The sequence below is a fragment of the Brevibacillus gelatini genome, from assembly GCF_003710935.1.
Lineage (GTDB): Bacteria > Bacillota > Bacilli > Brevibacillales > Brevibacillaceae > Brevibacillus > Brevibacillus gelatini.
Window position 1 is genome coordinate 94,856 of record NZ_RHHS01000032.1, and the last position, 20,763, is coordinate 115,618.

23 protein-coding genes and 3 pseudogenes are annotated in these 20,763 nt (G+C 52.5%); 14 read left to right on the forward strand and 12 right to left on the reverse strand.

The window, feature by feature from the left end; translation table 11 throughout:
• Positions 1-167: 167 nt before the first annotated feature.
• Positions 168-1,016: a family 1 encapsulin nanocompartment shell protein gene (locus EDM57_RS13935; protein WP_122905341.1), complete on the reverse strand. Its 849-nt coding sequence runs from the start codon at positions 1,014-1,016 to the stop codon at positions 168-170.
• A 36-nt stretch (positions 1,017-1,052) separates the two neighbouring features.
• The gene (locus EDM57_RS13940) at positions 1,053-1,658 is read right to left on the reverse strand and encodes an IMEF encapsulin system ferritin-like cargo protein (RefSeq protein ID WP_122905342.1); all 606 of its coding nucleotides are present in this window, start codon (positions 1,656-1,658) and stop codon (positions 1,053-1,055) included.
• 305 nt (positions 1,659-1,963) lie between these two features.
• On the opposite strand from EDM57_RS13940, the gene EDM57_RS13945 reads away from it, so the two are divergent.
• Positions 1,964-2,245 carry a DUF2325 domain-containing protein gene (locus EDM57_RS13945; RefSeq protein WP_122905343.1) on the forward strand — a complete coding sequence of 94 codons (282 nt, stop codon included), beginning with the start codon at positions 1,964-1,966 and terminating at the stop codon, positions 2,243-2,245.
• 62 nt (positions 2,246-2,307) lie between these two features.
• Positions 2,308-2,454, forward strand: a complete 147-nt coding sequence (locus tag EDM57_RS23350) for a hypothetical protein (RefSeq protein ID WP_170163447.1) — start codon at positions 2,308-2,310, stop codon at positions 2,452-2,454.
• A gap of 23 nt (positions 2,455-2,477) precedes the next feature.
• Here EDM57_RS23350 and EDM57_RS13950 read toward each other — a convergent pair whose 3' ends face one another.
• The 3 genes from EDM57_RS13950 to EDM57_RS13960 form a co-directional block, all read right to left on the reverse strand.
• On the reverse strand, positions 2,478-2,756 hold the full coding sequence (locus EDM57_RS13950) for a S1C family serine protease (protein WP_025843917.1): 279 nt from the start codon (positions 2,754-2,756) through the stop codon (positions 2,478-2,480).
• A 17-nt stretch (positions 2,757-2,773) separates the two neighbouring features.
• Positions 2,774-4,204, reverse strand: coding sequence for a recombinase family protein (locus EDM57_RS13955; protein WP_122905344.1), 1,431 nt, complete (start codon positions 4,202-4,204; stop codon positions 2,774-2,776).
• 140 nt (positions 4,205-4,344) lie between these two features.
• A complete protein-coding gene (locus EDM57_RS13960) occupies positions 4,345-4,665 on the reverse strand; it encodes a winged helix-turn-helix transcriptional regulator (protein ID WP_122905345.1) in 321 nt (106 codons plus the stop codon).
• A 264-nt stretch (positions 4,666-4,929) separates the two neighbouring features.
• Here EDM57_RS13960 and EDM57_RS13965 point away from each other — a divergent pair, with 264 nt between their 5' ends.
• A complete protein-coding gene (locus tag EDM57_RS13965) occupies positions 4,930-6,045 on the forward strand; it encodes a YheC/YheD family endospore coat-associated protein (protein WP_122905346.1) in 1,116 nt (371 codons plus the stop codon).
• 79 nt (positions 6,046-6,124) lie between these two features.
• On the opposite strand, the pseudogene EDM57_RS13970 reads toward EDM57_RS13965, so the two are convergent.
• Positions 6,125-6,502, reverse strand: a pseudogene (locus EDM57_RS13970) (trypsin-like peptidase domain-containing protein); the annotation flags it as partial.
• Between the two features lie 330 nt (positions 6,503-6,832).
• On the opposite strand from EDM57_RS13970, the gene EDM57_RS13975 reads away from it, so the two are divergent.
• Positions 6,833-7,375, forward strand: coding sequence for a PadR family transcriptional regulator (locus EDM57_RS13975; RefSeq protein ID WP_122905347.1), 543 nt, complete (start codon positions 6,833-6,835; stop codon positions 7,373-7,375).
• A 129-nt stretch (positions 7,376-7,504) separates the two neighbouring features.
• Here EDM57_RS13975 and EDM57_RS13980 read toward each other — a convergent pair whose 3' ends face one another.
• Complete coding sequence (locus EDM57_RS13980; RefSeq protein ID WP_122905348.1) at positions 7,505-8,617, reverse strand: aminopeptidase; 1,113 nt, start codon at positions 8,615-8,617, stop codon at positions 7,505-7,507.
• Between the two features lie 157 nt (positions 8,618-8,774).
• Complete coding sequence (locus tag EDM57_RS23355) at positions 8,775-8,867, reverse strand: YjcZ family sporulation protein (protein WP_007783189.1); 93 nt, start codon at positions 8,865-8,867, stop codon at positions 8,775-8,777.
• Positions 8,868-9,079: 212 nt separating this feature from the next.
• On the opposite strand from EDM57_RS23355, the gene EDM57_RS13990 reads away from it, so the two are divergent.
• From EDM57_RS13990 to EDM57_RS14015, 6 genes and pseudogenes are all read left to right on the forward strand, one after another.
• Positions 9,080-9,313 carry a hypothetical protein gene (locus EDM57_RS13990; protein WP_122905401.1) on the forward strand — a complete coding sequence of 78 codons (234 nt, stop codon included), beginning with the start codon at positions 9,080-9,082 and terminating at the stop codon, positions 9,311-9,313.
• A gap of 172 nt (positions 9,314-9,485) precedes the next feature.
• Positions 9,486-9,884: a hypothetical protein gene (locus EDM57_RS13995; RefSeq protein WP_246005809.1), complete on the forward strand. Its 399-nt coding sequence runs from the start codon at positions 9,486-9,488 to the stop codon at positions 9,882-9,884.
• A gap of 97 nt (positions 9,885-9,981) precedes the next feature.
• Positions 9,982-10,308 carry a bacillithiol system redox-active protein YtxJ gene (gene ytxJ / locus EDM57_RS14000; protein ID WP_170163450.1) on the forward strand — a complete coding sequence of 109 codons (327 nt, stop codon included), beginning with the start codon at positions 9,982-9,984 and terminating at the stop codon, positions 10,306-10,308.
• Positions 10,309-10,420: 112 nt separating this feature from the next.
• Positions 10,421-10,597 (forward strand): annotated as a pseudogene (locus tag EDM57_RS14005) (helix-turn-helix domain-containing protein); the annotation flags it as partial.
• A gap of 946 nt (positions 10,598-11,543) precedes the next feature.
• Positions 11,544-11,669 (forward strand): NAD(P)H-dependent oxidoreductase, encoded by a 126-nt coding sequence (locus EDM57_RS23915; RefSeq protein ID WP_281274238.1) that lies wholly within the window; start codon positions 11,544-11,546, stop codon positions 11,667-11,669.
• Between the two features lie 10 nt (positions 11,670-11,679).
• A pseudogene (locus EDM57_RS14015) lies at positions 11,680-11,953 on the forward strand (integrase core domain-containing protein); the annotation flags it as partial.
• Between the two features lie 99 nt (positions 11,954-12,052).
• Here EDM57_RS14015 and EDM57_RS14020 read toward each other — a convergent pair.
• Positions 12,053-14,230, reverse strand: a complete 2,178-nt coding sequence (locus EDM57_RS14020) for a cell division protein FtsA (protein ID WP_122905352.1) — start codon at positions 14,228-14,230, stop codon at positions 12,053-12,055.
• 286 nt (positions 14,231-14,516) lie between these two features.
• Between EDM57_RS14020 and EDM57_RS14025 the strand changes: the two genes are divergently transcribed.
• The 4 genes from EDM57_RS14025 to EDM57_RS14040 all read left to right on the forward strand — a co-directional run bounded on the left by EDM57_RS14025 (position 14,517) and on the right by EDM57_RS14040 (position 18,150).
• Positions 14,517-15,614 carry a bifunctional 3-deoxy-7-phosphoheptulonate synthase/chorismate mutase gene (locus EDM57_RS14025; RefSeq protein ID WP_122905353.1) on the forward strand — a complete coding sequence of 366 codons (1,098 nt, stop codon included), beginning with the start codon at positions 14,517-14,519 and terminating at the stop codon, positions 15,612-15,614.
• A 129-nt stretch (positions 15,615-15,743) separates the two neighbouring features.
• Positions 15,744-16,052: a metal-sensitive transcriptional regulator gene (locus tag EDM57_RS14030; RefSeq protein WP_122905354.1), complete on the forward strand. Its 309-nt coding sequence runs from the start codon at positions 15,744-15,746 to the stop codon at positions 16,050-16,052.
• 115 nt (positions 16,053-16,167) lie between these two features.
• The gene (ccpA, locus tag EDM57_RS14035) at positions 16,168-17,178 is read left to right on the forward strand and encodes a catabolite control protein A (RefSeq protein ID WP_122905355.1); all 1,011 of its coding nucleotides are present in this window, start codon (positions 16,168-16,170) and stop codon (positions 17,176-17,178) included.
• A gap of 36 nt (positions 17,179-17,214) precedes the next feature.
• The gene (locus EDM57_RS14040) at positions 17,215-18,150 is read left to right on the forward strand and encodes a 5'-methylthioadenosine/adenosylhomocysteine nucleosidase (RefSeq protein ID WP_122905356.1); all 936 of its coding nucleotides are present in this window, start codon (positions 17,215-17,217) and stop codon (positions 18,148-18,150) included.
• Positions 18,151-18,260: 110 nt separating this feature from the next.
• Here EDM57_RS14040 and EDM57_RS14045 read toward each other — a convergent pair whose 3' ends face one another.
• The 3 genes from EDM57_RS14045 to EDM57_RS14055 are packed head-to-tail and all read right to left on the reverse strand — an operon-like array spanning position 18,261 to position 20,733.
• Positions 18,261-19,418: an acetoin utilization protein AcuC gene (locus tag EDM57_RS14045; RefSeq protein WP_122905357.1), complete on the reverse strand. Its 1,158-nt coding sequence runs from the start codon at positions 19,416-19,418 to the stop codon at positions 18,261-18,263.
• Complete coding sequence (locus tag EDM57_RS14050) at positions 19,415-20,059, reverse strand: CBS and ACT domain-containing protein (RefSeq protein WP_122905358.1); 645 nt, start codon at positions 20,057-20,059, stop codon at positions 19,415-19,417. The genes EDM57_RS14045 and EDM57_RS14050 overlap by 4 nt, the downstream gene beginning before the upstream one ends.
• A gap of 41 nt (positions 20,060-20,100) precedes the next feature.
• Entirely contained in the window at positions 20,101-20,733 is a 633-nt protein-coding gene (locus EDM57_RS14055; RefSeq protein WP_122905359.1) for an N-acetyltransferase, read from the reverse strand.
• Positions 20,734-20,763: the final 30 nt, after the last annotated feature.

The window sequence follows — 20,763 nt, forward strand, 5'->3', positions numbered from 1 at the left end:
ACAGAAACCGGCTGGTTGTCTTTTTTGTTTCAAAAAAAAACGTGCCCATCGACGGTAAAGTCAAATGGACACGTTTTTTTCAGATAAACTGGCACTGAAGCGCTGAGCTTCACAGGCGGCTGTCTGATTGAAGCACAAGCCGAAGCAAGCCAGCCCAGACCATTTTTTTATTCTTCGGTTTCCTCCAGCGTGCAAATCGAGCTAGGACGCTTGATGCGCAACACCGCGCACTCGTAGACGCGGAACAGGCTGTTCATTTGCTCGTCTCCAAGGAAAGCGGTGTCGAAGTCTTCCGCAATCGCCAGGTCCAGGTTGTGACGGCCGGTTGCGACCAGCACACCGGAGCGGCCCTTGATCGTTGGCGACTGGTACACGCCGTCCGTGACGAGGTTGCGTACATGGTCGATCTCAAGAACATTCGTGCCTTTGTGCACGCGGTGCAGGAGAGCGTACAGCTCAGGCGACACAACCAGGGCGTACGGGCCGCTGTGGCCCATTTTCAACAGCTTGTTGCGCGCTTCCACAATGTCTGCGAACGCGTTGCCGGACTCCATCCAGTCGCTTTTCAAGTGCGTGAGACGGCCTTTTACATTCATCAGACCAGGCAGGTCGAATTCAGCCGATCCGTTGAAAATCAGGTCGTCTTCCATCAGGGCGCAGCTGGCAGCGGCGTTTGCAGCGGCGCTCATGTCAAGCGGCATGCCGAGTGTGCGCGCTTGCGCCACGTCGCGCCAGTAGAGCATGAAGTCTTTGTACAGAATCGGGATCGTCATGCTCACACGGCGGCTGGGCTGTGTCATTTCCAGCGATTCGCCGCGCAGGGAAAGACCGCCGAAGCGGGATTCATCGTACACGTCGTTCGTAATCGTCTGGATACCCTCGCCGAGCGGGCCGTAAATGTCAATGAAACGGCGTCCCACAAGTTGACGGCGCGCCATGTCGATTACAGTGTCGTCGAGCTGGCTCCATTCATCTTTTGTCAAGGGAGAGTCAGGGTATTTGCGAAGCTTGTCCATAGCGTAACCTCCAGGTCATATAAGATCGTTGTTTCCTTACAGTCCTTTCAGACTTCCTACTGTAAGCCCCTTTTTGCCGGAAACAGCCTTGGCCGGAGCAGAATGCTTGATGACGGAAGCAACACCGTTCGCAGCGGAAGCAGAAGCTTTCAAGTGATCCACCTGATGAATGTCGTGTCCTTCGTCGTGGTCGGTCAGATCCGGGCGGGACCCGTCAGAGAACCGCTCGCTCAATGAGGCCATGATTTCTTTCACTTGCAAGTAGTCGGCGTGGGTTTTTTCGCGCATGCCGTCCAGAGTCTGGCGAGTTTCTTCATCTTGAAACTCGTACAGGGAAAGCTCCAGGTGTTCGCGGAAATTGTGCAGGCCAAAGCGCTCCAGGTTCACATCCGACAGCATTTGCGAAAGCTCGCGGTCGCTCAGCTCGGCAAGCGTTTCTTTTTCGGACACTTTTTCCAGGTAAGGAATCAGTTCCTGGAGTCGTCCCAAGCGCTGTTCTTCTTCTTCCAAAATGTGATGGTAGTACAAGCGTGTATGCTCGTCCTGGGCAGCGTCGATAATCGGCTGGATGATTCCCATAAAATGATTGATGTATCCTCTGGTTCGATCAAAAATGGCGTGCAGTTGTGTAATTTCTTGCACCCTCCGCCACCTCCTCATTCACGATCTTATTTGTTCATTATACAGTTGGAAAAATGAACCGGGCAATACATATGTAGATATTCGGCTTTTTTTGTCATAAATGGCGGTTTCTATGCACAATGGATGCCGGAGCAAAGAAGTCGTTACCGTTAGTTTTCTATTTTTACAAAAAAGTTATCATGGAGAGTATTGTCAAAGGCAAATGGGAATGATAATATTTATCAATAAGAGTGATATTCATTATCAATTAGAAAGCAGAGAAACAAAACATACATTTTACACTCACTTGAAGGAGGAAAACAGTTATGTCATCCATTTTAGTTATTGGCGGAGATCGCCTTGGAAATATCGTCGATTTGTTGCGCGGGCAAGGCTTCAAGGACATTCACCATGTCACAGGTCGCAAAAGCTCGCAAACAGGCGTGAAAATCCCGGCAGGTATCCATATGATTCTGGTACTGACTGATTTCGTGAACCACAACCTGGCGAAAACGGTGAAAAACCAGGCGAAAGACCGCGAACTGCCGATTGTGTTCTGCAAACGTTCGTGTTCCGCTATTGCCAAAGCTTTCGAACTGACCGCGTAAATACATACCCTCTCTGGTGGATAGACTAACGCGTGAGTCTGATCCCAACGGAGGAATGGCGTATGGAGCAAAACCGTTTGAACGAACTGCCTATTGCCAAGCTGACGGCCGTGCAGCTGCAGCAGTTGAAGCAGGCAGAGGAACAAATCAATTCCGAAGGTCAAAACGTGTACTTGATCGCGTTTGAAAAGCAACCCCCGTCATCCTAGACGGGGTGTTTTGCTTCTCTTTGTCATTTGAAGACGTACTGCTCCAGTTGCGCTTTCAGCGCGTCAATGCCGATGGCAAAGCCCAGGCACTGGCTGGATTGAATGATAAAGGCATTGAGTCCGACAACCTCGCCGTTCAGGTTGATGAGTGGCCCACCACTGTTGCCGGGGTTGATGGCGGCATCGGTCTGGAAAATTTCCTCGTACATTCGCTTGGCAACTTGCAGGCGACGGTTTTTGGCGCTGATGATTCCGGCAGTGACGGAGTTTTCCAATCCGAGTGGAGAACCGCCTGTGTGCAAAGAGGCAGAATCTTTCTTTAATGAAAGACAAGGCGTTGAAGGCGGACGGCGCGCTCGTGACGCCGCCCTGCTTCGAAGGAGACGGTTGCTTCCAGACGCCGGATGAGCATCGTGATGAGCAGGCGACGTTCTTCCTCACTGGCATGGGACCAGATGAGCGGCCATTCGGTCAGCAGGCCGGGAGCGAGGGAAGCGGTTGGCGGGGGAAGCTGGGCCTGCGGTTCCGGCTGCAATGCCGCCATTTTTTCGCGAAACGCTTCCAGAGAGATCAGCCCTTCCTCGTAAGCTGCCTCCCAGCGCCGCCGTTTGCGCTCCCGCTTTTGCTCCAGTTCCGCAGCGGTCGGGCCATCGGAAGCGCGCAGCGACTCCTGTGCTTCCCAAAGGGCAGCGAGCGCTTCTTCCGCGTAGAGCATCAGCTCGGAGAGCACAGCCTGCTCCAGTCGGTCTTCGCGGATGGCAGGGGCATCGCAGCGGCCTGCCTGCCTGTTTTTGCATAAATAGTAGCGATGCACATACAGCCTTCCGCCGCTTTTGCTCTTCGCTGTTTTCCCCCGCATGGGTGCGCGGCAGCGCGAGCAGTAGAGCAGGCCGGAAAAAGAAAACGACGAGCCAAGGACGCGTGGATGAAGCGAGCCGCGTGCTGCGATCTTTTTTTGCACACGGTCAAAGCAGGCTTTGTCGATGATGGCAGGATGCGCCGCTTCTTCGATAATCCACTCGTCAGGCGCGTTTTGGCGCTGGTGCGAATCGGTGTAGTTCCAGCGCAAAGCCCCGTGATACACCGGATTTTTCAGCAGGCGAAGGACGGCGCTTGCACTCCAGCGGGCACCATTTTTTCCGCGCAGCCCTTGGCGGTTGGCCCACTCGGCGATCTGCCGGGGAGATTCGCCTTTTTCGTAGCGGGCAAACATCTCGCGTACACAAGCCGCCTCGACGGGCAACACAGTCAATCTTCCTTCCAAAAGCTCGTAGCCAAAAGGAGCCGGGCCGCCTGGCCTTTTGCGTTCTCTCGCCATTTGCTCCATGCCGAGTTTGACCCGCTCTGCCAAATTTTCCCTCTCCCACTGCGCGAGTGCCGCCACCAGCGTAATAAACAGTCGGCCGATCGCTGTCGTCGTATCGTAAACCTCCGTGCAGCTCTTGAAGCGCACGTCGTACTTTTCAAATTGTTGCAGCAGCCGATACAGATCCAGCACGGAGCGGGTGAGCCGATCGAGCCGATAGACGAGGACGACATCGATGTTTCCCTCCCGAATATCGTGCAAAAGCTGCTGAAGCGCCGGGCGGTTTGTATCCTTGGCGCTGACCCCTTCGTCGGCGTAGATGGCGGCAACTTCCCACCCTTGAGAGTGAATGTACGCCAACAGCTTTTCCCGCTGGGCCGGGATCGAAAACCCTTCCCGTGCCTGGTCTTCGGTGCTGACGCGCATGTAGACAGCCGTTCGCATCCGCTTCCCTCCCATCTGCTGAGGTTGCTAGAGTCTACAGCAAAATGCCGGATTGTATGCCTGGCCAGCGCAAGAAAAAAGGTGGGCTTCAAGCGCACAAAAAAGCCCCGCTTATCCTTTGTTGGACAAGTGGGGCGGCACTACATCCATTTTTGTCCCCATTCGTGAATGGATTCAATGACTGGACGCAGGTCTTTACCTTTTTCTGTCAATTCGTATTCGATGCGAACGGGAATTTCCGGATACACCTTGCGCTCCAAAATCCCCAGTTCCTCCAACTCTTTCAACCGTTCCGAGAGCATTTTGTCGCTCATTTGCGGAACCATCTCGCGAATATCCTTGAAGCGAACGGTGCCGCGCAGCAAAACGTGAATGATTAGACCCGTCCACCGTTTGCCCAGGATCTTAATGGCACATTCGTACTTGGGACACATGTGTTCGCTGGCAAACTCTTGACTCATGTCGGTGTCACCTCTGTATTGCATGGTTGTATTACAGCTTATTGTATCAGATATGCTTGAAAAAAGTAAGTAACGAAGTGTTGGGGAATCGCTCCTTTATGTTGTTGCCGAAAGCACACGCATGTATGCGCATTCCTTTTGCCGACCGTCTGCCTGCCGTCCGGACCTGGGGGTGTTCAAGCCCGTTTCGCTGCTGGATCGTTTCGTGGGCAGGTTCACGAACATAGACTGTGGCGAACGATTTGAGAAGAAGAGGGTGTTACGATGCATCCCAAACGGGTGATCGGGATTTTGACCTGGCGAAAGGGACAGCGCTTTGGCGAACCGGACTATTTGCGCAAGCTGGTGCGGGCAGGGCAAAAGCTGGGGGCGGAAATCTACCTGTTTTCGCATCAGGACGTGTATCGGAAAGCAAAAAAGATCAGAGGCTTTGTGCCGAAAGCGGGGGGCGGATGGGCCAGCAGATGGTTTCCATGGCCAGAGGTCGTCATTGACCGCTATCGGCGGCGCGTACCGGAGTACATCCGGCTGCGAAACAGCAGCCTGTTTTTCTTTGCGAACAGCCCTTTTTCCAAAAAGTGGCGCGTGACACAGCTGCTGGCCAAAGACGAACGGGTCCGTCACTGGATTCCGGAGACTCATCTGTACGCAAAAAAGACAATGGCAAGCATGCTGGCCCGACATCCGCTGGTGTATGTCAAACCGGGGAACGGTTCAGGCGGGAAAAGCATCTTGCGGGTGGAACATGTGGGCCAAAAGTATCTCCTTTCCGGACGTGACAAGCAGTATCAGGTGCATATGGCCAGGCTGGACAGCAGGATGGCAGTCGAGAACTGGATCAGCCGCTGGGTTGCCCAGCAACGAATTGCAGACGGCAACTTTTTGGTCCAGCAAGGAGTCGATCTCGGCCTGATCCCGGGTCATGTGGCAGATGTACGGGTGTTAATCCAAAAGGACGAGGGAGGTGAGTGGAGGGTAACAGGCAGCGGGGTTCGCATCGGCAAGTCTGGCAGTTCCACCTCCAATCTGCATGGCGGAGGACAGGCGTTTCCGTTTGCGCCGCTGATCGAAAGATGTTTCGGTAGCAAGGCACCGCACATTATCCGGGAATGCCACCTGCTTGCCCATGAGGTGGCGAGTACACTGGAGGACTACTTCGGTCGGATGATGGAGTTTGGCCTGGACATCGGTGTGGATGTGAACGGGCGGGTGTGGCTGATCGAGGTTAATCCCAAGCCGGGACGCGAAGTTTTTCGCCAGATAGGAGAGAAGGACACGTATGCCAAAGCGATCGAGCGTCCGGTGCAGTTTGCGCTCCATCTTGCCCGCAGCAGGCAAAGCCGCCAAGTTTCGCAGAGGGCGCGACGCGCTGGCGATTGAGCAACAGCCTGTTTTTTGGCGCTATGACGACAAACGGGGAACCGACACTGATGACCCATTCACCAACCTTGGTGTGGGAAGAGTTGCCGAGCGACAAAGGGTAAAGCTTGCAGTCCGCGTCAATTTTAATGACAGCATAATCTCTGACTCGATCAGCGATGATGCGTTTGGCTTCGAAAATCTTGCCGTTGAACAGCTTGACAAAAATTTTTTTCGATTTGCCGATGACATGCTCGCTGGTCAAGATATAACCTCTGGGATGGAAGATAAATCCCGAACCGAAGCTGCGCTCAAGAGGCGTCGTCGATTTATCTTCGTGATCGATGAGGCTGCGGATGAGGGAATCGACATCTTTGGCAAGGGGGGCGTCTTCGGTAACGATGGAGACGACTCCCTCCTGAACTCGCTCTACAATCGGAACAAAAAAGTTGAACGGATGCAGACTGCTGCTGCTCACAGGGTACTTTACACGCGTATACTGGGACCATCGTTTACTTTTCAACAACCTCTCCCCCTACAGCAGTAGTTAGGTATATATCATCTTATGGAAAGGCAGAAGGGAAGGGACGCCCAATTTGCTTATGCACGTGTGTTATATCATTATTTTCGATTGATATAATAAAGAAATAGCATTGGTATAATTATTAGAATCAAATTATAATACATGTAGGTAAAGAATATTTTGAACATAAAGGCTTGGCAGAGGAACACCTGCAATTGTCTGAAAAAAGGGAATAATCTGCTTTGTCTGTAGAGAGAAAAAGAAAGATAGGGAGGATGCGAAGAGATGGATGTGAAAACGATCATACTTGGTTTTTTAAGCTACGGAGAGATGAGTGGATACGATATCAAGCAAGCCTTTTCCAATAGCATCGGATTTTTCTACGACGCCAGCTTTGGAGCCATTTACCCTGCGCTGCGCAAGCTGGAGGAAGAAGGACTCGTCACCAAACAAGAGGTCATTCAGACTGGAAAGCCCAACAAAATTTTGTACCAGATTACCGCACAAGGGAGAGAAGTGTTCCACCAGGAAATTCAGGCACCGATCCTGCCTCCGGTACTGCGCTCCGATATGCTGGTGAAAATTTTCTTCGGCAAGAGCCGCACGCCAGCGGAGCAAAAAGACATGCTGGATAACTGTCTGAATCTGCAGCGGAAGATGCTTCAGCAAAGCCGGGCGTCTTTTAAAAAGCTGGAGGCCCACTTTGACGAATATCAGCGCTTTTGCTGGGAATACACGATTCACCATTTGGAGACGACGATTTCCTTTCTGGAGCAAAAAATGCCATCCCTGTTGAAGCAGCCTGCCTTGTCCGCTTCCGTGGGGTAGCTCCCGTCCCAACCGAGCAAACATATAGCAAAAAAGGCTTCGCCTGCAAGCAACGGGCGAAGCCTTTCTTTTTCGGCGCACCAGGCACAGGGCCGACAGCAAAGCACGGTGCAGCCAGCTCTGCCAAGGCTACTTCAAGTTTTCCGGGTTGAGGCATTCCAGCTCAGGCACGACGAAGCGACCGTCTTTGCGAATCAGGCGGTCGTCAAACCAGATTTCTCCGCCGCCCCATTCCGGACGTTGGATCATCACCAAATCCCAGTGGATCGAGGACTTGTTGCCGTTGAAAGCTTCGTCGTAGGCTTGCCCTGGCGTAAAGTGGAAGCTGCCGTCGATTTTTTCATCGAACAGGATGTCTTTCATCGGGTTTTGGATGTAAGGGTTGACCCCGATGGCAAATTCGCCGATGTAGCGCGCGCCTTCATCGGTGTCGAACACTTCGTTGATTTTTTTCGTGTCGTTGGCGGTTGCTTCCATGATTTTGCCGTCCTTGAACGTCAGCTTGATATTGTCGTATGTAAAGCCCTGGTACGGAGATGGCGTGTTGTACGCGATCGTACCGTTTACGGAATCACGCACAGGAGCGGTAAAGACTTCTCCGTCCGGGATGTTGGATTCCCCGGCGCATTTGATCGCAGGAATGCCTTTGATCGAGAAGGTCAGGTCTGTGCCGGGCCCTGTGATGCGCACCTTGTCGGTTTTTTCCATCAGCTCGACGAGGTTGTCCATCGCTTTGTCCATTTTGCCGTAGTCGAGCGTACACACCTTGAAGTAAAAATCTTCGAAGGCAGCGGTGCTCATGTTGGCGAGCTGGGCCATGGAAGCGTTCGGGTAGCGGAGCACGACCCATTTTGTCTCCGGTACGCGCACATCCAGCACCGGGCGCATCAGCAGCTTCGAGTACAGCTGCATTTTGTCGCCAGGCACGTCGGACAGCTCGCTGATGTTGTCGCCGCCGCGGATTCCGATGTAGCAGTCCATCTGCTTCATGAAGGAGACGTCTGCCTCGCGCATGATGCCAAGCTGGGTTTCATTGACGCCGAGCAACAGCTCGCGCTGAATGCTCTGGTCAATCAGCTGGACGTAAGGGTTGCCGCCTGCTTCGTACACTTTGGCAATGACGGCCTTCGTCAAGTCAGCGACATCGCCGATGGAGTAGATTAAAACGTTTTCCCCTTTTTGCACGCGGGTGGAGTAGTTGACCAATACATCTGCCAAACGTTCAATACGCGGATCTTTCATAGGAAGGGTATCCCTCGCTTTCCATATCATAGTCAGTACGTATTGTACACAAAACAGATAGAAAAAAGCTACCCAGGCAGGGTAGCGTGCGGAGGAAACGCGTTTACAGGATTCGGTTCTTCATGTATATGCAGTGTCCTGCCCTTATATGACGCTGTCAATCGCAGCCGCAGCCGATGATGACCAGCAGGATAAAAAGAATCAGCACTAAGGTGAAATCATCGAGGTCTCCATTGAAAATGCTGCTCATAGGATGAACATCCTCCTTGTTGTGTGTTAAGCCTCTTGTGCTTACATCCATAACATATGGGTTTTTGCACAGTCCCGATACGGGCATTCGCCCATTTATGGGAAGATTCTTTCCATTTGTCCGCCATCACTTTGCATGTTTATTATTCTGAAAAGCAGGAAAAGCTAGAGGATACGAAAAGACTTTGCAAAAAACGAAAGGATGTTATGGCGATGCAAAGATCATCTTCGAGTCTGGCACACGATCTGCCCCAAATTACCATCACTGTAGGGGAGGATTTCAAATCAATCATGTGGAAAGCCCAGTACGATATGGATTTCAATACCGAATGCTTGTTTTGCTTTTCGGAGCGGATTACAGGATACCGGGTGGAGGACGAGGCAGGGCATACCGGCAAGGTTGCTGTTTGCCCGCACTGTGAAAAGGTAAACGCGATTTACGCGTAAACACGGCGAACCAGGCAGCAAAAAACGATGCTCTCAGTTGCAGGGCATCGTTTTTTTGTGTTATATCTGCCACTGCATCCACCAAGTACCACCTGGCGTTTAGCAGGATTGAAGGAGCCAGCCACGAATAGTATGAGAGGTATACATATGTAGAGAGTTAGGGGTGAACTTTGTGCAAAAGAAATGCAGCCGCTGCGGGAACGACATGGAGATCGTACTGCGCAATGTCGTGTATAAAAAGCGGGTTAAAATCATGAACGTACCCGTGCACGTTTGCGTGGACGAGTGTTGCGCCCATTCCCAGGTGGTAGATGTGATTAAGGATGATCTGAAATCACTCATGGAGGAACTGGGCCAACATCCGCAGCGACAGGCGATTGAGTTTGAAGAGTTGTCAGAGTTATCCAACTTATTGGTACTTATTGCTAATGAAAAGGCAAACTCTTCGGTGCGAGAAGTGCTGGGCGAGAGGGTCAACGAACTTCTGGATCTGTTTTTGTTGGCGCAGTCCCTGGGCGATCAAAAATGGATGAAGGAATTGCGTGAACGGTTGACCAAAATCATGGTGTAAGCAAAAGAGGGCGGCAGTGTAGCCAGGCGTAGACTTTGCCATAGGGATTTCGGTATACTAAAAAACCATAGAGCAAAGTCAAAAGGAGAGATCCATGGTGGCCCAAAAACAGCTTCATTCCATTGAAGAACTGGAGCAGTTCGTTGCGCAAAAAGGCAAAAAGCTTTTGTTCAAGCATAGTACAATCTGCCCGATCAGCACGTCCGCCTATGAGGAATTCCAGGCGTATTTGCAGGAGCATGCGATTGAGTCGGCCGTGATCCTGGTGCGGGAGGATCGTCCGGTGTCCAACGCCGTAGCAGATCGTTTTGCGATCAAGCACGAGTCACCGCAAATTTTCCTGCTGGAAAACGACGAAGTAAAATGGCACACGTCGCACTGGAAAATCACCAAGGACGCCATTCGTCAGGCGGTTGGGGCATAAGTTTTTTAGGAAATTTTAGGACTGACCCCGTGATGTGAGACAAATCAAAACACCTTCAAGAGAACCTACCTATATCGTAAGATATAGGGTCAACCTTGGAGGTGTTTTTACGTTGGCAACTAGAGTGAGTTATCCCGTAGAAACTAAAAGGAAAGCAATTGAAATGCGTCTTTCTGGCGTTACCAAAAAGCAGATCATGCAGGAACTAAATATTAAAAATAAGACCCAAATTAAACAGTGGATGCGCTGGTATCGAAGTGGAGATGTTCATCGTCTTCAGCAGCCTGTTTGAACTAGCGTCGTCACCTTCGTACGGCGCAACGTAGGGAGAGCTACCTCTTCCATCATGTGCCTATTGCTAATCATCCGTTCAATGCATACATATCGTTATTCTTCGCGTCTACAAAATTGATCCCAACCCTAGGGGAGGACAAACGAGGCGATTCCCGTTCTCTAGCTCAATAATACGGAAAGCATCCCCATCATAATCAAGCTCGTTATTTTTATAGGACGCGCAAATACTTAATACTAAGCGTCTTTTTTTGCCAGCCTTCCCCATACAACACCCAAACCAAGGGTAAAAAATAAGACATATTTGTTAAAAAAAACGGAATAAAGGCAAAAAAGACACAGAAAAATACACTAAGAATCAACTTAAAGTAAACAAGAACCCGGGAGCGGCAAAAGCTTGGGAGAATTATTTGGATGCTTCCATTTCTCCTAAAGCGCTTACTGAAAAAAATCTGTCCGTACCTTTATTTAATCAATGGAGTAAGGATGTCGCTTCTAGTTACAGAAGTAGTGCTTGTGGACCAACAACCATATCCGCAATTACGGAATATTGGAGAACGTCAAAAGGAAAAAGCAATCTAACCTAAAGTATATCTGCGGCGACCATTTCCCTATACTTCACTGGGAAAAGTCGCCATTTTTTCTTAAGAAAACAGAATTGATGAAGAGCGCAGAACTTTGTATGTTGGGATGGCAAGATCGGAGAGCAAGCTGTATCTTACATACTCCCTAAATAGAGAGGGGGAAGAAAGAGAGAAAAGTCACTTTTTACTGACATTCCAGTTGAAGAGACTTTTCAGTCGTAATATGAGGACTCGATCACGGGAATGAATATGCGAATTTCGCCGCATTTCCCCCCTTCACCAAACTGTATTGACAAAGTAGTAGACCTATTCTAGGTGATTTGGGTTTAGTCTTTTGTCAACTTTCAATTATTCGAATTAGTGAAGGATATTAGAGAAGAGCAAGAAAGACTACTTTGGGTTGATTTTGTGATCTTTCAATTCCCTTTATGGTGGTACTTTGTTTCTTATATTCTGAAAGGCTGGTTTAATCGAGTGTTTGCCTAGGGCTTTGTTTATGCTACATGGCGATCAGGGCAGCGTGTATACGTCTCATCCTATCAAGCAGCCGTTAAGAGAAAAGGCATTACCATGAGCATGTCCCGTAAGGGTGCGCCCGCTGATAATGCCCTATCGAGTCGTTTCATTCCACACTAAAGTCTGAAACGTTCTATCTCGATAATTGTATTTGTACGACGACTGCCATCGTTGTACAGATTGTTCAAGACTACATTCATTACTATAACTCAGTTTGCATTCAAACGAAACTAAACAACAAGTCTCCAATTTAATTTCGGCAACTGGCTGCTTAAATGGCATGGCAAAGGTGTTTTGATCCCTGTCCCACGGACGGGGGTCAGTCCCTTCATTCCCGCAGCTCTTTTTGCATGTTACTCCCAAAACAGCTCCAGCTTGTCCCCGCTTTTCAGCTCCGTCTGGAAGCTGGCTTGCTCGCCGTTCACCAGCATGACGAAGCCGGAGATGCTTTCGCTGTCAGGCTTCTCCAGGGAGAAGTTGACAAAACGGAAAACGTCGCTGAATACAGGCGGAGCGGCTGGCGTGGATTTTACGGTAATCACTGCGCCGTCCGACACCAGTTCGTCTGCCGTTGCCGCTCTGCCGTCTACGGTGATCGACACTTGCGCCACAGGCAGAACGACGCGCTCGCCGTTAAAGAAAACGGTCATCGTCTCCTGCACCCACTCTTCCAGCGGAATCACATCGCGGATGGCTGGCGGCGCGACTTCCTCCAAATGATAGTGCAGCACATCGCCTTGCCGGATGGTGTCTCCGAACGCGGCGGGCTTGCCGTTCACCAGGAGGATCGGATTGTGGGAAGGAAGGGTATAAGACTGACCATTGACACTGAAATGCAGTCTGGTTTGCGCAGACTGTTCCCCTGACGCGAGCAGCCCGGCTGACTCCAGCACCTGGGATACAGTGCGTGGCAGGAAAATTTCTACCTCCGCCCGATCGTCCAGTTGGTCGTCAAGCTGGGCAGGTGCGCCGTTTACCCGGATCATCGGACCGAGCGAGAGCGGGCGGTCATTGCAGGTGATGTCCAAAGTGTCCAGGTGGTCGAGCAGGTCGCGCACCAACACGCTGGCGTCCTCGCCGTTTGTTCCGGCGACAACCGTGATGCTGTCCCCATCCGCAATCGGCGCGTCGAGACTCGCTGCCTCGCCGTTTTTCATGATGACCGGAGGCGTGCCGTGTTTGCCGGGAATCATTTTCATCCTGCCGTTGACGGTGACGCTCATCGCCAGCCCCGGTCTTCCGTACAGACGGCGAATGTCAAGGCCAGCGGCAATCAAGGTATCGCCCAAAGACATTTTCCGCAAGTCAAAAATGCGCAGCGGTGTGTCGTTGACGGTGACAGTGACGTAGCGGAGAGGATGACGGCGGGCTGCTACCGCGATTCCTACGGGCGTCACAAACTCAGGGCCGCTGAGAGCCGGTATGTCTCCCACGAACTGCTTGATGGCGTCGCCGCCTCTGACGGCGACACGCGCCGCTGGCATGTTCAAAAACTGGGCGACTTTTCCCGGGAGGCCAGGGGTAAGGCTGCCACCGCCAATCAGCATGACGGCCTGCGGCGCTTTGCCGTTCAATTCGCTGATTTTCGTTGCAATTTTTTCTGCCAACTGTGAGATTTCAGCGTCAATCGCGCTGGTTACTTCAGCTGCGCTCATTGTGTGCTCCATGCCGAGAATGTCCGTAAAGGTAACAGACTCATGGGTGGTGAGCTGGCGCTTGACCTCTTCCGCCATCGGAAAATCGAGCAAAAAGGCATTCATCAGCGCATCGGTGATCTCGTCTCCGGCTACGGGTACCATGCCGTAGGCCGTAATGGTCCCTTCCTCGGTCAAAGCGACGTCAGAGGTGCCCGCGCCGATGTCGACGAGCGCAATGTTGAGTCGGCGCATGGTCACAGGGATGAGCACGTTGATGGCCGCAATCGGCTCCAATGTGAGCGCCTGCATCTCCAGATCGCACCGTTTCAGGGCGGCGATCAGCGAGTCAACGACTACTCGCGGGAGGAATGTCGCGATCACGTCGGCGCTGGCCGTATCTCCCCGCTGGTCGATCAGGCTGCCGATCAGTTCATCGTCCAGATAGTAGTTGACGACACTGTAACCGACACAGTAATAGCGCGTGGCGTCCAGCTCGCGCAGTTCTTTCGCCAGTTCAGCCTGTGCTTCCTGCACGGCGGCAAACTCCAGGGCCACGACATTCTCGCGTGTGATAAAAGCGTGTCTGGACAACGGCATGTCCACACGCACGCGCCGGGTGCGCAGCGAGCGGCCGGCTGCCGCCACGGCTACCTGGCGCAGCGGTCCGTGTTTTTCTTCCAGTTCTTCTTTTATTTCCTTGATAACCTTCGCGACAGCGACGATGTCGTGAATCTGTCCGTCCAGCATGGAGCGCTCGTCATGTTCGCGGATGGCGTAATCCAGCACGCGAAACTGGTCATTGTTCGCCTCCACGATCAGTCCGACGACGCTGCGCGTTCCAATATCCAGGGAAAAAATCAGCTCAGGGGAGCCTGGTTCTGTATAGGCTGACAAAGGCAAGTCACTCCCTCGTTTTCATGTAAATCCACAAAGACAGGTCATAAAAGCAGATAGAACATATATCCATTTGATTCGACCAAAACCTTAGAGAATCCTGTCGAATCAAGGAATCTTCCCGTATTTGGCGAAGAATTTGCAAAGATAAAAAAACATAAACAATTTACTTTCGCGCTTTTTGGCGCTAAACTGCTGACAAGGGAGTACGAATCGATTATAATAACCGTAATTTATCGCCAACCACCTAGAAAACCTATATAAAAAGAGGAGAGTGGAGAGACAAATGGCACACGATCAAATTGAAATCATGCGCAAGCAGATTGACGAAATCAATCTGCAAATCCTGGACTTAATCAACAAGCGGGCGACATTGGTGCAAGAGCTTGGAAAAGAAAAAGAAAAGCTGGGCAGCAACCGCTTCGATCCCGAGCGTGAGCGCCAAATGCTCAACCTGATCGTGGAGAACAACAAAGGACCGTTCAACGACAATACTGTCCGCCATCTGTTCAAGCAAATTTTCCAGGTATCCCTGGACCTGCAAAACGAAGACAAGAAAAAAGTGCTGCTGGTCAGCCGCAAGAAAAAAGCGGAAGACACCGTGATTACGGTAAAAGGTGTCGAGTTCGGCGGAGGCAGTCCAATCCTGATCGCCGGTCCTTGCTCCGTTGAAAGCTACGAGCAGGTGAGAGCCGTAGCGGAGAACCATGCGAAGCGCGGTCTGAGAACATTGCGCGGCGGTGCATACAAGCCTCGCACGTCTCCATACGACTTCCAGGGTCTTGGCGTAGAAGGTCTGAAAATCCTGAAGCGGATCGGGGACGAGTTCAACCTCGTCACGATCAGCGAAATCGTGACACCTGCCGATCTGGAACTGGCAGCACAGTACATTGACGTCATCCAAATCGGCGCGCGCAACATGCAAAACTTCGAATTGCTGAAGGCAGCAGGCCGTGTGAACAAGCCTATCCTGCTGAAGCGCGGTCTGGCGGCTACGATCGAGGAATTCATCTACGCAGCCGAGTACATCGTCTCCAAAGGCAATACGCAAGTGATGCTGTGTGAACGCGGGATTCGCACCTACGAAAAAGCGACGCGCAACACGCTCGACATCTCTGCCGTGCCGCTGCTCAAGCAAGAGACACACTTGCCTGTATTCGTCGATGTGACACACTCCACCGGCCGCCGCGACCTGTTGCTGCCTTGCGCCAAAGCCGGATTTGCCATCGGTTCCGACGGGGTCATGGTCGAGGTTCACCCGGATCCGGACGTAGCGCTGTCTGATGCGAAGCAACAGCTCAACATTCCTCAATTCAACGAGTTCCTCGATGAATTGCTCGCTTCCGGCCTGTACAAAGGCGAAGTTGTAGCGGCAAGAGGATAACGAAACCGTTTGAAGTGAGTATACGGGTCCTTCCTGAGCGCAGGGAGGGCCTTTCTCATTTGACGAACCTTGGCCGACCAAGTAAGCTAGGATTTAAGTGCTGATTATCGGCAAAGGAGGCTATGCCAGATGAATGATCGTGACCACTGCTGCTCGTCTGATCGCGCCACCGTGCGTCCTGATAAAATCAAAGCGAATCTCGTTTCCCGGCTCAATCGGGTAGAGGGGCAAATTCGCGGAATACGCGGGATGGTGGAAAAAGACGTCTACTGCGACGATATTCTCAACCAGATTGCGGCTGTGCAGTCCGCCTTGAATGCCGTGGGCAAAATGCTCTTGGAGGGACACATGAAAAGCTGTGTCATCGAGCGCATCCAGCAAGGGGATAGCGAAGTGATTGACGAGCTTTTGAAAACGATGAACAAACTGATGAAATAACGGCAGAATAGGCCGTAAAAACGATTGCATCGATATAAGGCTTGTCGTATCATAGGTGCATACATTTATGAAAATAACTATGAAAACCAATATATAGGGAAAGTGAGGGCGTGTGATGCCGGTAACAATCTACGACGTGGCAAGAGAAGCGGGGGTTTCGATGGCGACTGTCTCCCGTGTTGTCAACGGGAACCCGAACGTAAAGCCTTTGACCCGAAAAAAGGTACTGGCAGCGATTGAACGTCTGGGGTATCGACCAAATGCCGTTGCCCGCGGTCTCGCCAGCAAAAAAACCACAACCGTCGGTGTCATCATACCGGATATCTCCAGCCTGTTTTTTTCTGAATTGGCGCGTGGGATTGAAGACATTGCAACCATGTACAAGTACAACATCATCCTTTGCAACTCGGACCAGCGGATGGAAAAGGAGCTGCAGCTCATCAATACGCTGCTCGAAAAGCAGGTGGACGGGCTGCTGTTCCTGGGAGCCGAAGTCAAAGAGGAGCATTTGCAGGCCTTGACCAGCACCTCGGTGCCGACTGTTCTGGCTGCGACCCGCGATGCGGACAACGTGCTTCCGTCGGTGAGCATCGACCACTTCCAGGCTGCCTATGACGCGACAGAAGCGCTGGTTTCTCGCGGCCACAAGCGGATCGCGATGATTTCAGGTCCGCCCAACGACCCGCTCAGTGGCCTGATGCGCTACGAGGGGTACAAAAAAGCGTTGAACGACGGCGGCATTGAGCTGGACGAGAAACTGGTTGCGACAGGCAACTACTTCTACGAGTCAGGTTTGGCGACAACCAAGGCATTCCTTGCGCTTGCCGAGCCGCCTACAGCGATTTTCGCGGCCAACGACGAAATGGCGATTGGCGCGATCCACGCCATCCAGGATTCCGGTCTGAATGTGCCGGACGATATTGAAGTGATCGGTCACGACAATATCCGCCTCGTGGAAATGGTGCGTCCGCGCCTGACTTCCGTGGTGCAGCCGATGTACGATATTGGGGCCGTCGCGATGCGCCTTTTGACGAAGTACATGAACAACGAAAACGTGGAAGAGCACGTGGTGCTGCTGCCGCACCGGATCGAGTTCCGGGAGAGCACGAAGCCACAGCAGGCGTAAGCGCCGTGCTGTTGACAGCATGAGGAGGATGGAATGATGCGGTACGGTATTATCGGTGCCATGGATGAAGAAATTGCGCTGTACCTGGAAGTGATGGAACAGACGGTTGCAACCGTCAAAGCCGGAGTGACCTACTATACAGGCAAGATGGAAGGAAAAGAAGTCGTGCTGTGCAAATCAGGCGTTGGCAAGGTCAATGCCGCCGTCACGACGCAAATCCTGATCGACCAGTTCCAGGTGGAACGAGTCATTTTTACAGGGGTGGCCGGAGCGGTTCACCCGGAACTGAACATTGGCGATATTGTCGTCTCAACAGATTGCCTCCAGCATGACATTGACGTGACGCCGCTCGGTTTTGCCCCAGGGCAAATTCCTTTTACCGAGCAGTGGATCTGGGAAGCCGACAAAGAGCTGATGCAGCAGGCAATTGAAGCTGGCAAGGAGCTGGAAGCAGGCGTCCAGGTCGTGAGCGGCCGCATTTTGTCCGGCGACCAGTTCGTAGCCAGTCGGGAAAAAGTGCAATGGCTGTATGAGCAGTTCGGCGCTCACTGCACGGAAATGGAAGGCGCCGCCGTCGGACAAGTATGTGCGATGAACGGCGTACCGTTTGTCGTCGTGCGCTCCATGTCCGACAAGGCAGACGGCTCGGCGCACGTCAACTTCGTCGAGTTTACCAAGCTCGCTTCGCAGCGCTCCTATGCGATTGTCCGCAACATGCTGACAGCCGATGCAGGTGCATCACAGCCGGGCGTGATCGTCTACTCGACGAAAAACTGCGTCGACTGTGATATGGTCAAGCAATGGCTGACGGCAAAAGGCATCTCCTTCGAAGTGCGCGACGTTATGACCAGCCGCGTTTACCAGGAGGAAGTCGAGCGCTTTGGCTTTATGGGCGTTCCGGTGACAGTCGTGGGCGACAAAGCGGTCAAAGGCTTCGCACCGGCCGAGTTGGAAGCACTGGTACAAAAATAGCAAAAGACGAAGAAGCGGGAAGATCGGCATCACAAGGAGATGCGTGGTCTGCCCGCTTTTTTTTGTTTCTCCCTTTTCCCGCAAGAGCGAAAAAAAAAGAGCAAGCAAACTCATTTGCCTGCTCCAGTCGGCGCGTACTGCATCGCCCGTTCCAGGGTAATCCGGTTTTTTTCGGTAATTTCTGCGCGGCGGGGAATGGCCGGAAACGGTTCGTCGAACAGGCGCAGCGGCAGCGGCAAATCAGTCTGCGGCTGCCAGCGCTGAAGCCAGCTCGTTGGCAGGTCGCCGTCCTCCAGCGGCTGATCGCTCATTTCGCTCCATAACAGTGTCCACGCTCGCGGCACGACCCGCCAAATGTCGTAGCCGCCACCTCCTACCGCGATCCAGCGTCCGTCGCAATACGTATGGGCGAGCTGGTGGGCAAGCCGGGGAATCGCCTGGTAAATTTTCATCGAGCAAGAGAGGTGCGTCAGCGGATCAAACGTATGGGCATCGCAGCCGTTTTGGGTCAAGATTACGTCCGGCTTGAAGCCGTTCGCCAGCTTGGAGACCAGCTCTTCGTACACGGCAAGAAACGAGTCGTCTTCCGTGAAGGCATCGAGCGGCACATTGACGGAATAACCGTAACCGCTTCCATCCCCGCGTTCCGAAAGATTTCCTGTTCCTGGAAACAGGTATTTGCCCGTCTCATGGATGGAAACGGTGAGGACGTTGGGATCATCGTAAAACGCCCATTGTACACCGTCGCCATGATGAGCATCGGTGTCGATGTACATGACCCGGACATTCCAATGCTTGCGCAAATAGGCGATGGCAACGGAGCAGTCATTGTAGATGCAAAAGCCCGATGCCCTCCCGCGAAACGCGTGATGCAGGCCGCCGGCAGGATTGAAGGCGTGCTCGGCTTGTCCATGCATGACGGCATCGACGGCATTCAGCGTCCCTCCGACAATGAGGGCAGCCGATTCATGCATATTGCGAAAACAGGGGACGTCCTCGGTGCCAAGACCGTAGCTCATCGCCTGCGGAAGCTCTGCTTCGCTGTGTCCCTGCTCGCGGACGAACTCGATGTAGCGCCTGTCGTGGACGAGGGCGAGCTCATCGTCCGTAGCCATGCGCGGAGCCAGCAGGTCTGACTCATTGAGCAGGCCATAGCTGCTCATCAGATCGTGCATGAGCAGCAGACGGCGCTGGTTAAACGGGTGGTCATCGTGAAAGTAATACTTCGTGTAGTCGGGGGAGTAGATCAGACGAGCATTCCGGCTCACAGGAGTATCCCCCCATCTGTCGGTCCGACGACGACGAAGCCTCGCTGGAGCAGCAACTGGGTCACGACACGCGGATCAATCGTCTGGACGCGGAAAACCAGATTTTTTTTCCCAAGGTTTTTCCCCGGAAACACAATGACGCTGGTCACATTGACCTGGGCTTCGCGAAACACCTGGCTGACCTCTGCCAGCATGCCGACGCGATCGTCTACTTCTACTTCGATGTGGGAGCTGGGCTTGTTGACGCCGAACAGCTCAATCAGGCTGGAAAACAGATCGGATTCTGTAATCATGCCAACGAGGCGGTTTTCTTCCACGACTGGCAGGGAGCCGATTTTATGCTCATAAATCTGGAGAGCGGCGTCTTCGATAAAATCAAGCGGGTGGGCGGTAATGACCTGTCTTTGCATGATGTCAGCCACAGGCTTGTGCAGGACGGTCTCGTCGTCATCATGGGTCAGCAAACGGGAGGGGAGGGCATCACGCAGATCGCGGTCTGAGACGATGCCGACAAGCTGGCCATTTTCAATGACGGGCAAATGCCTGATGCGATTGGCTCTAAGCAGCAGTAAGGATTCTCCGATGGTAGTCGCAGGCTGAATGGTAACGACTTTTTTTCGCATGATATCTTCTACACGCATGATGGAGGGCCTCCTTGCATCCTTTGGAAAAGGTGTCCAGACTAATAAAGAAAGCGATTCTGAAAGCGCATGGCATCAAAAGCGACGATGGTCTCGGCAGGAACCCGTTTTCCGATTTTGGCCATCAGACAGTTGGCGGGGTGCGAGCATATTTCCGGATCGTCTGTCGCCATCCAGATCAGCCCGACACTGCCCATTACTTTTTCCATGACCTTTCTGTACTCCCACACATCGAGTCCGGTTCCTTTCAAGTCCCAATGCCAGTAATACTCGGTCGTAATAATGACGTAGTCTTCCATGGCATCATCCATAAAAGCGACCTCAAGCAGCTTCTTGGCCACGCCGCCAGCCCGTACTTTATGGCTGATTTCGATGGCGCCAAGCTCCAGCAGATCGGGCAGCTTTGCCATGGACCAGCGTTCCAGCGGATCGGGGTAGAGGAAGGTAACGTAGCCGAGCACAAGATCACCTTCCCGCGCGATAATGATGCGTCCTTCCGGGAGATCCGCGATTTCAATCAGGGCCTCGTGCTGCTGCTCCGGGATGCGAAATGCCTTGAGCCCTTCATCGAAGCGCAGGTCAGCCAGATGACTCCCCGTAATCGGTCCTTCGATCAGCAGTTCTTTTCCGTTCACGACCATGCTCGCAGAGTGATAGCGTTTGACGTGTTCCATCGGTTCCCCCCCTAATGCTTGTAGAAAAAG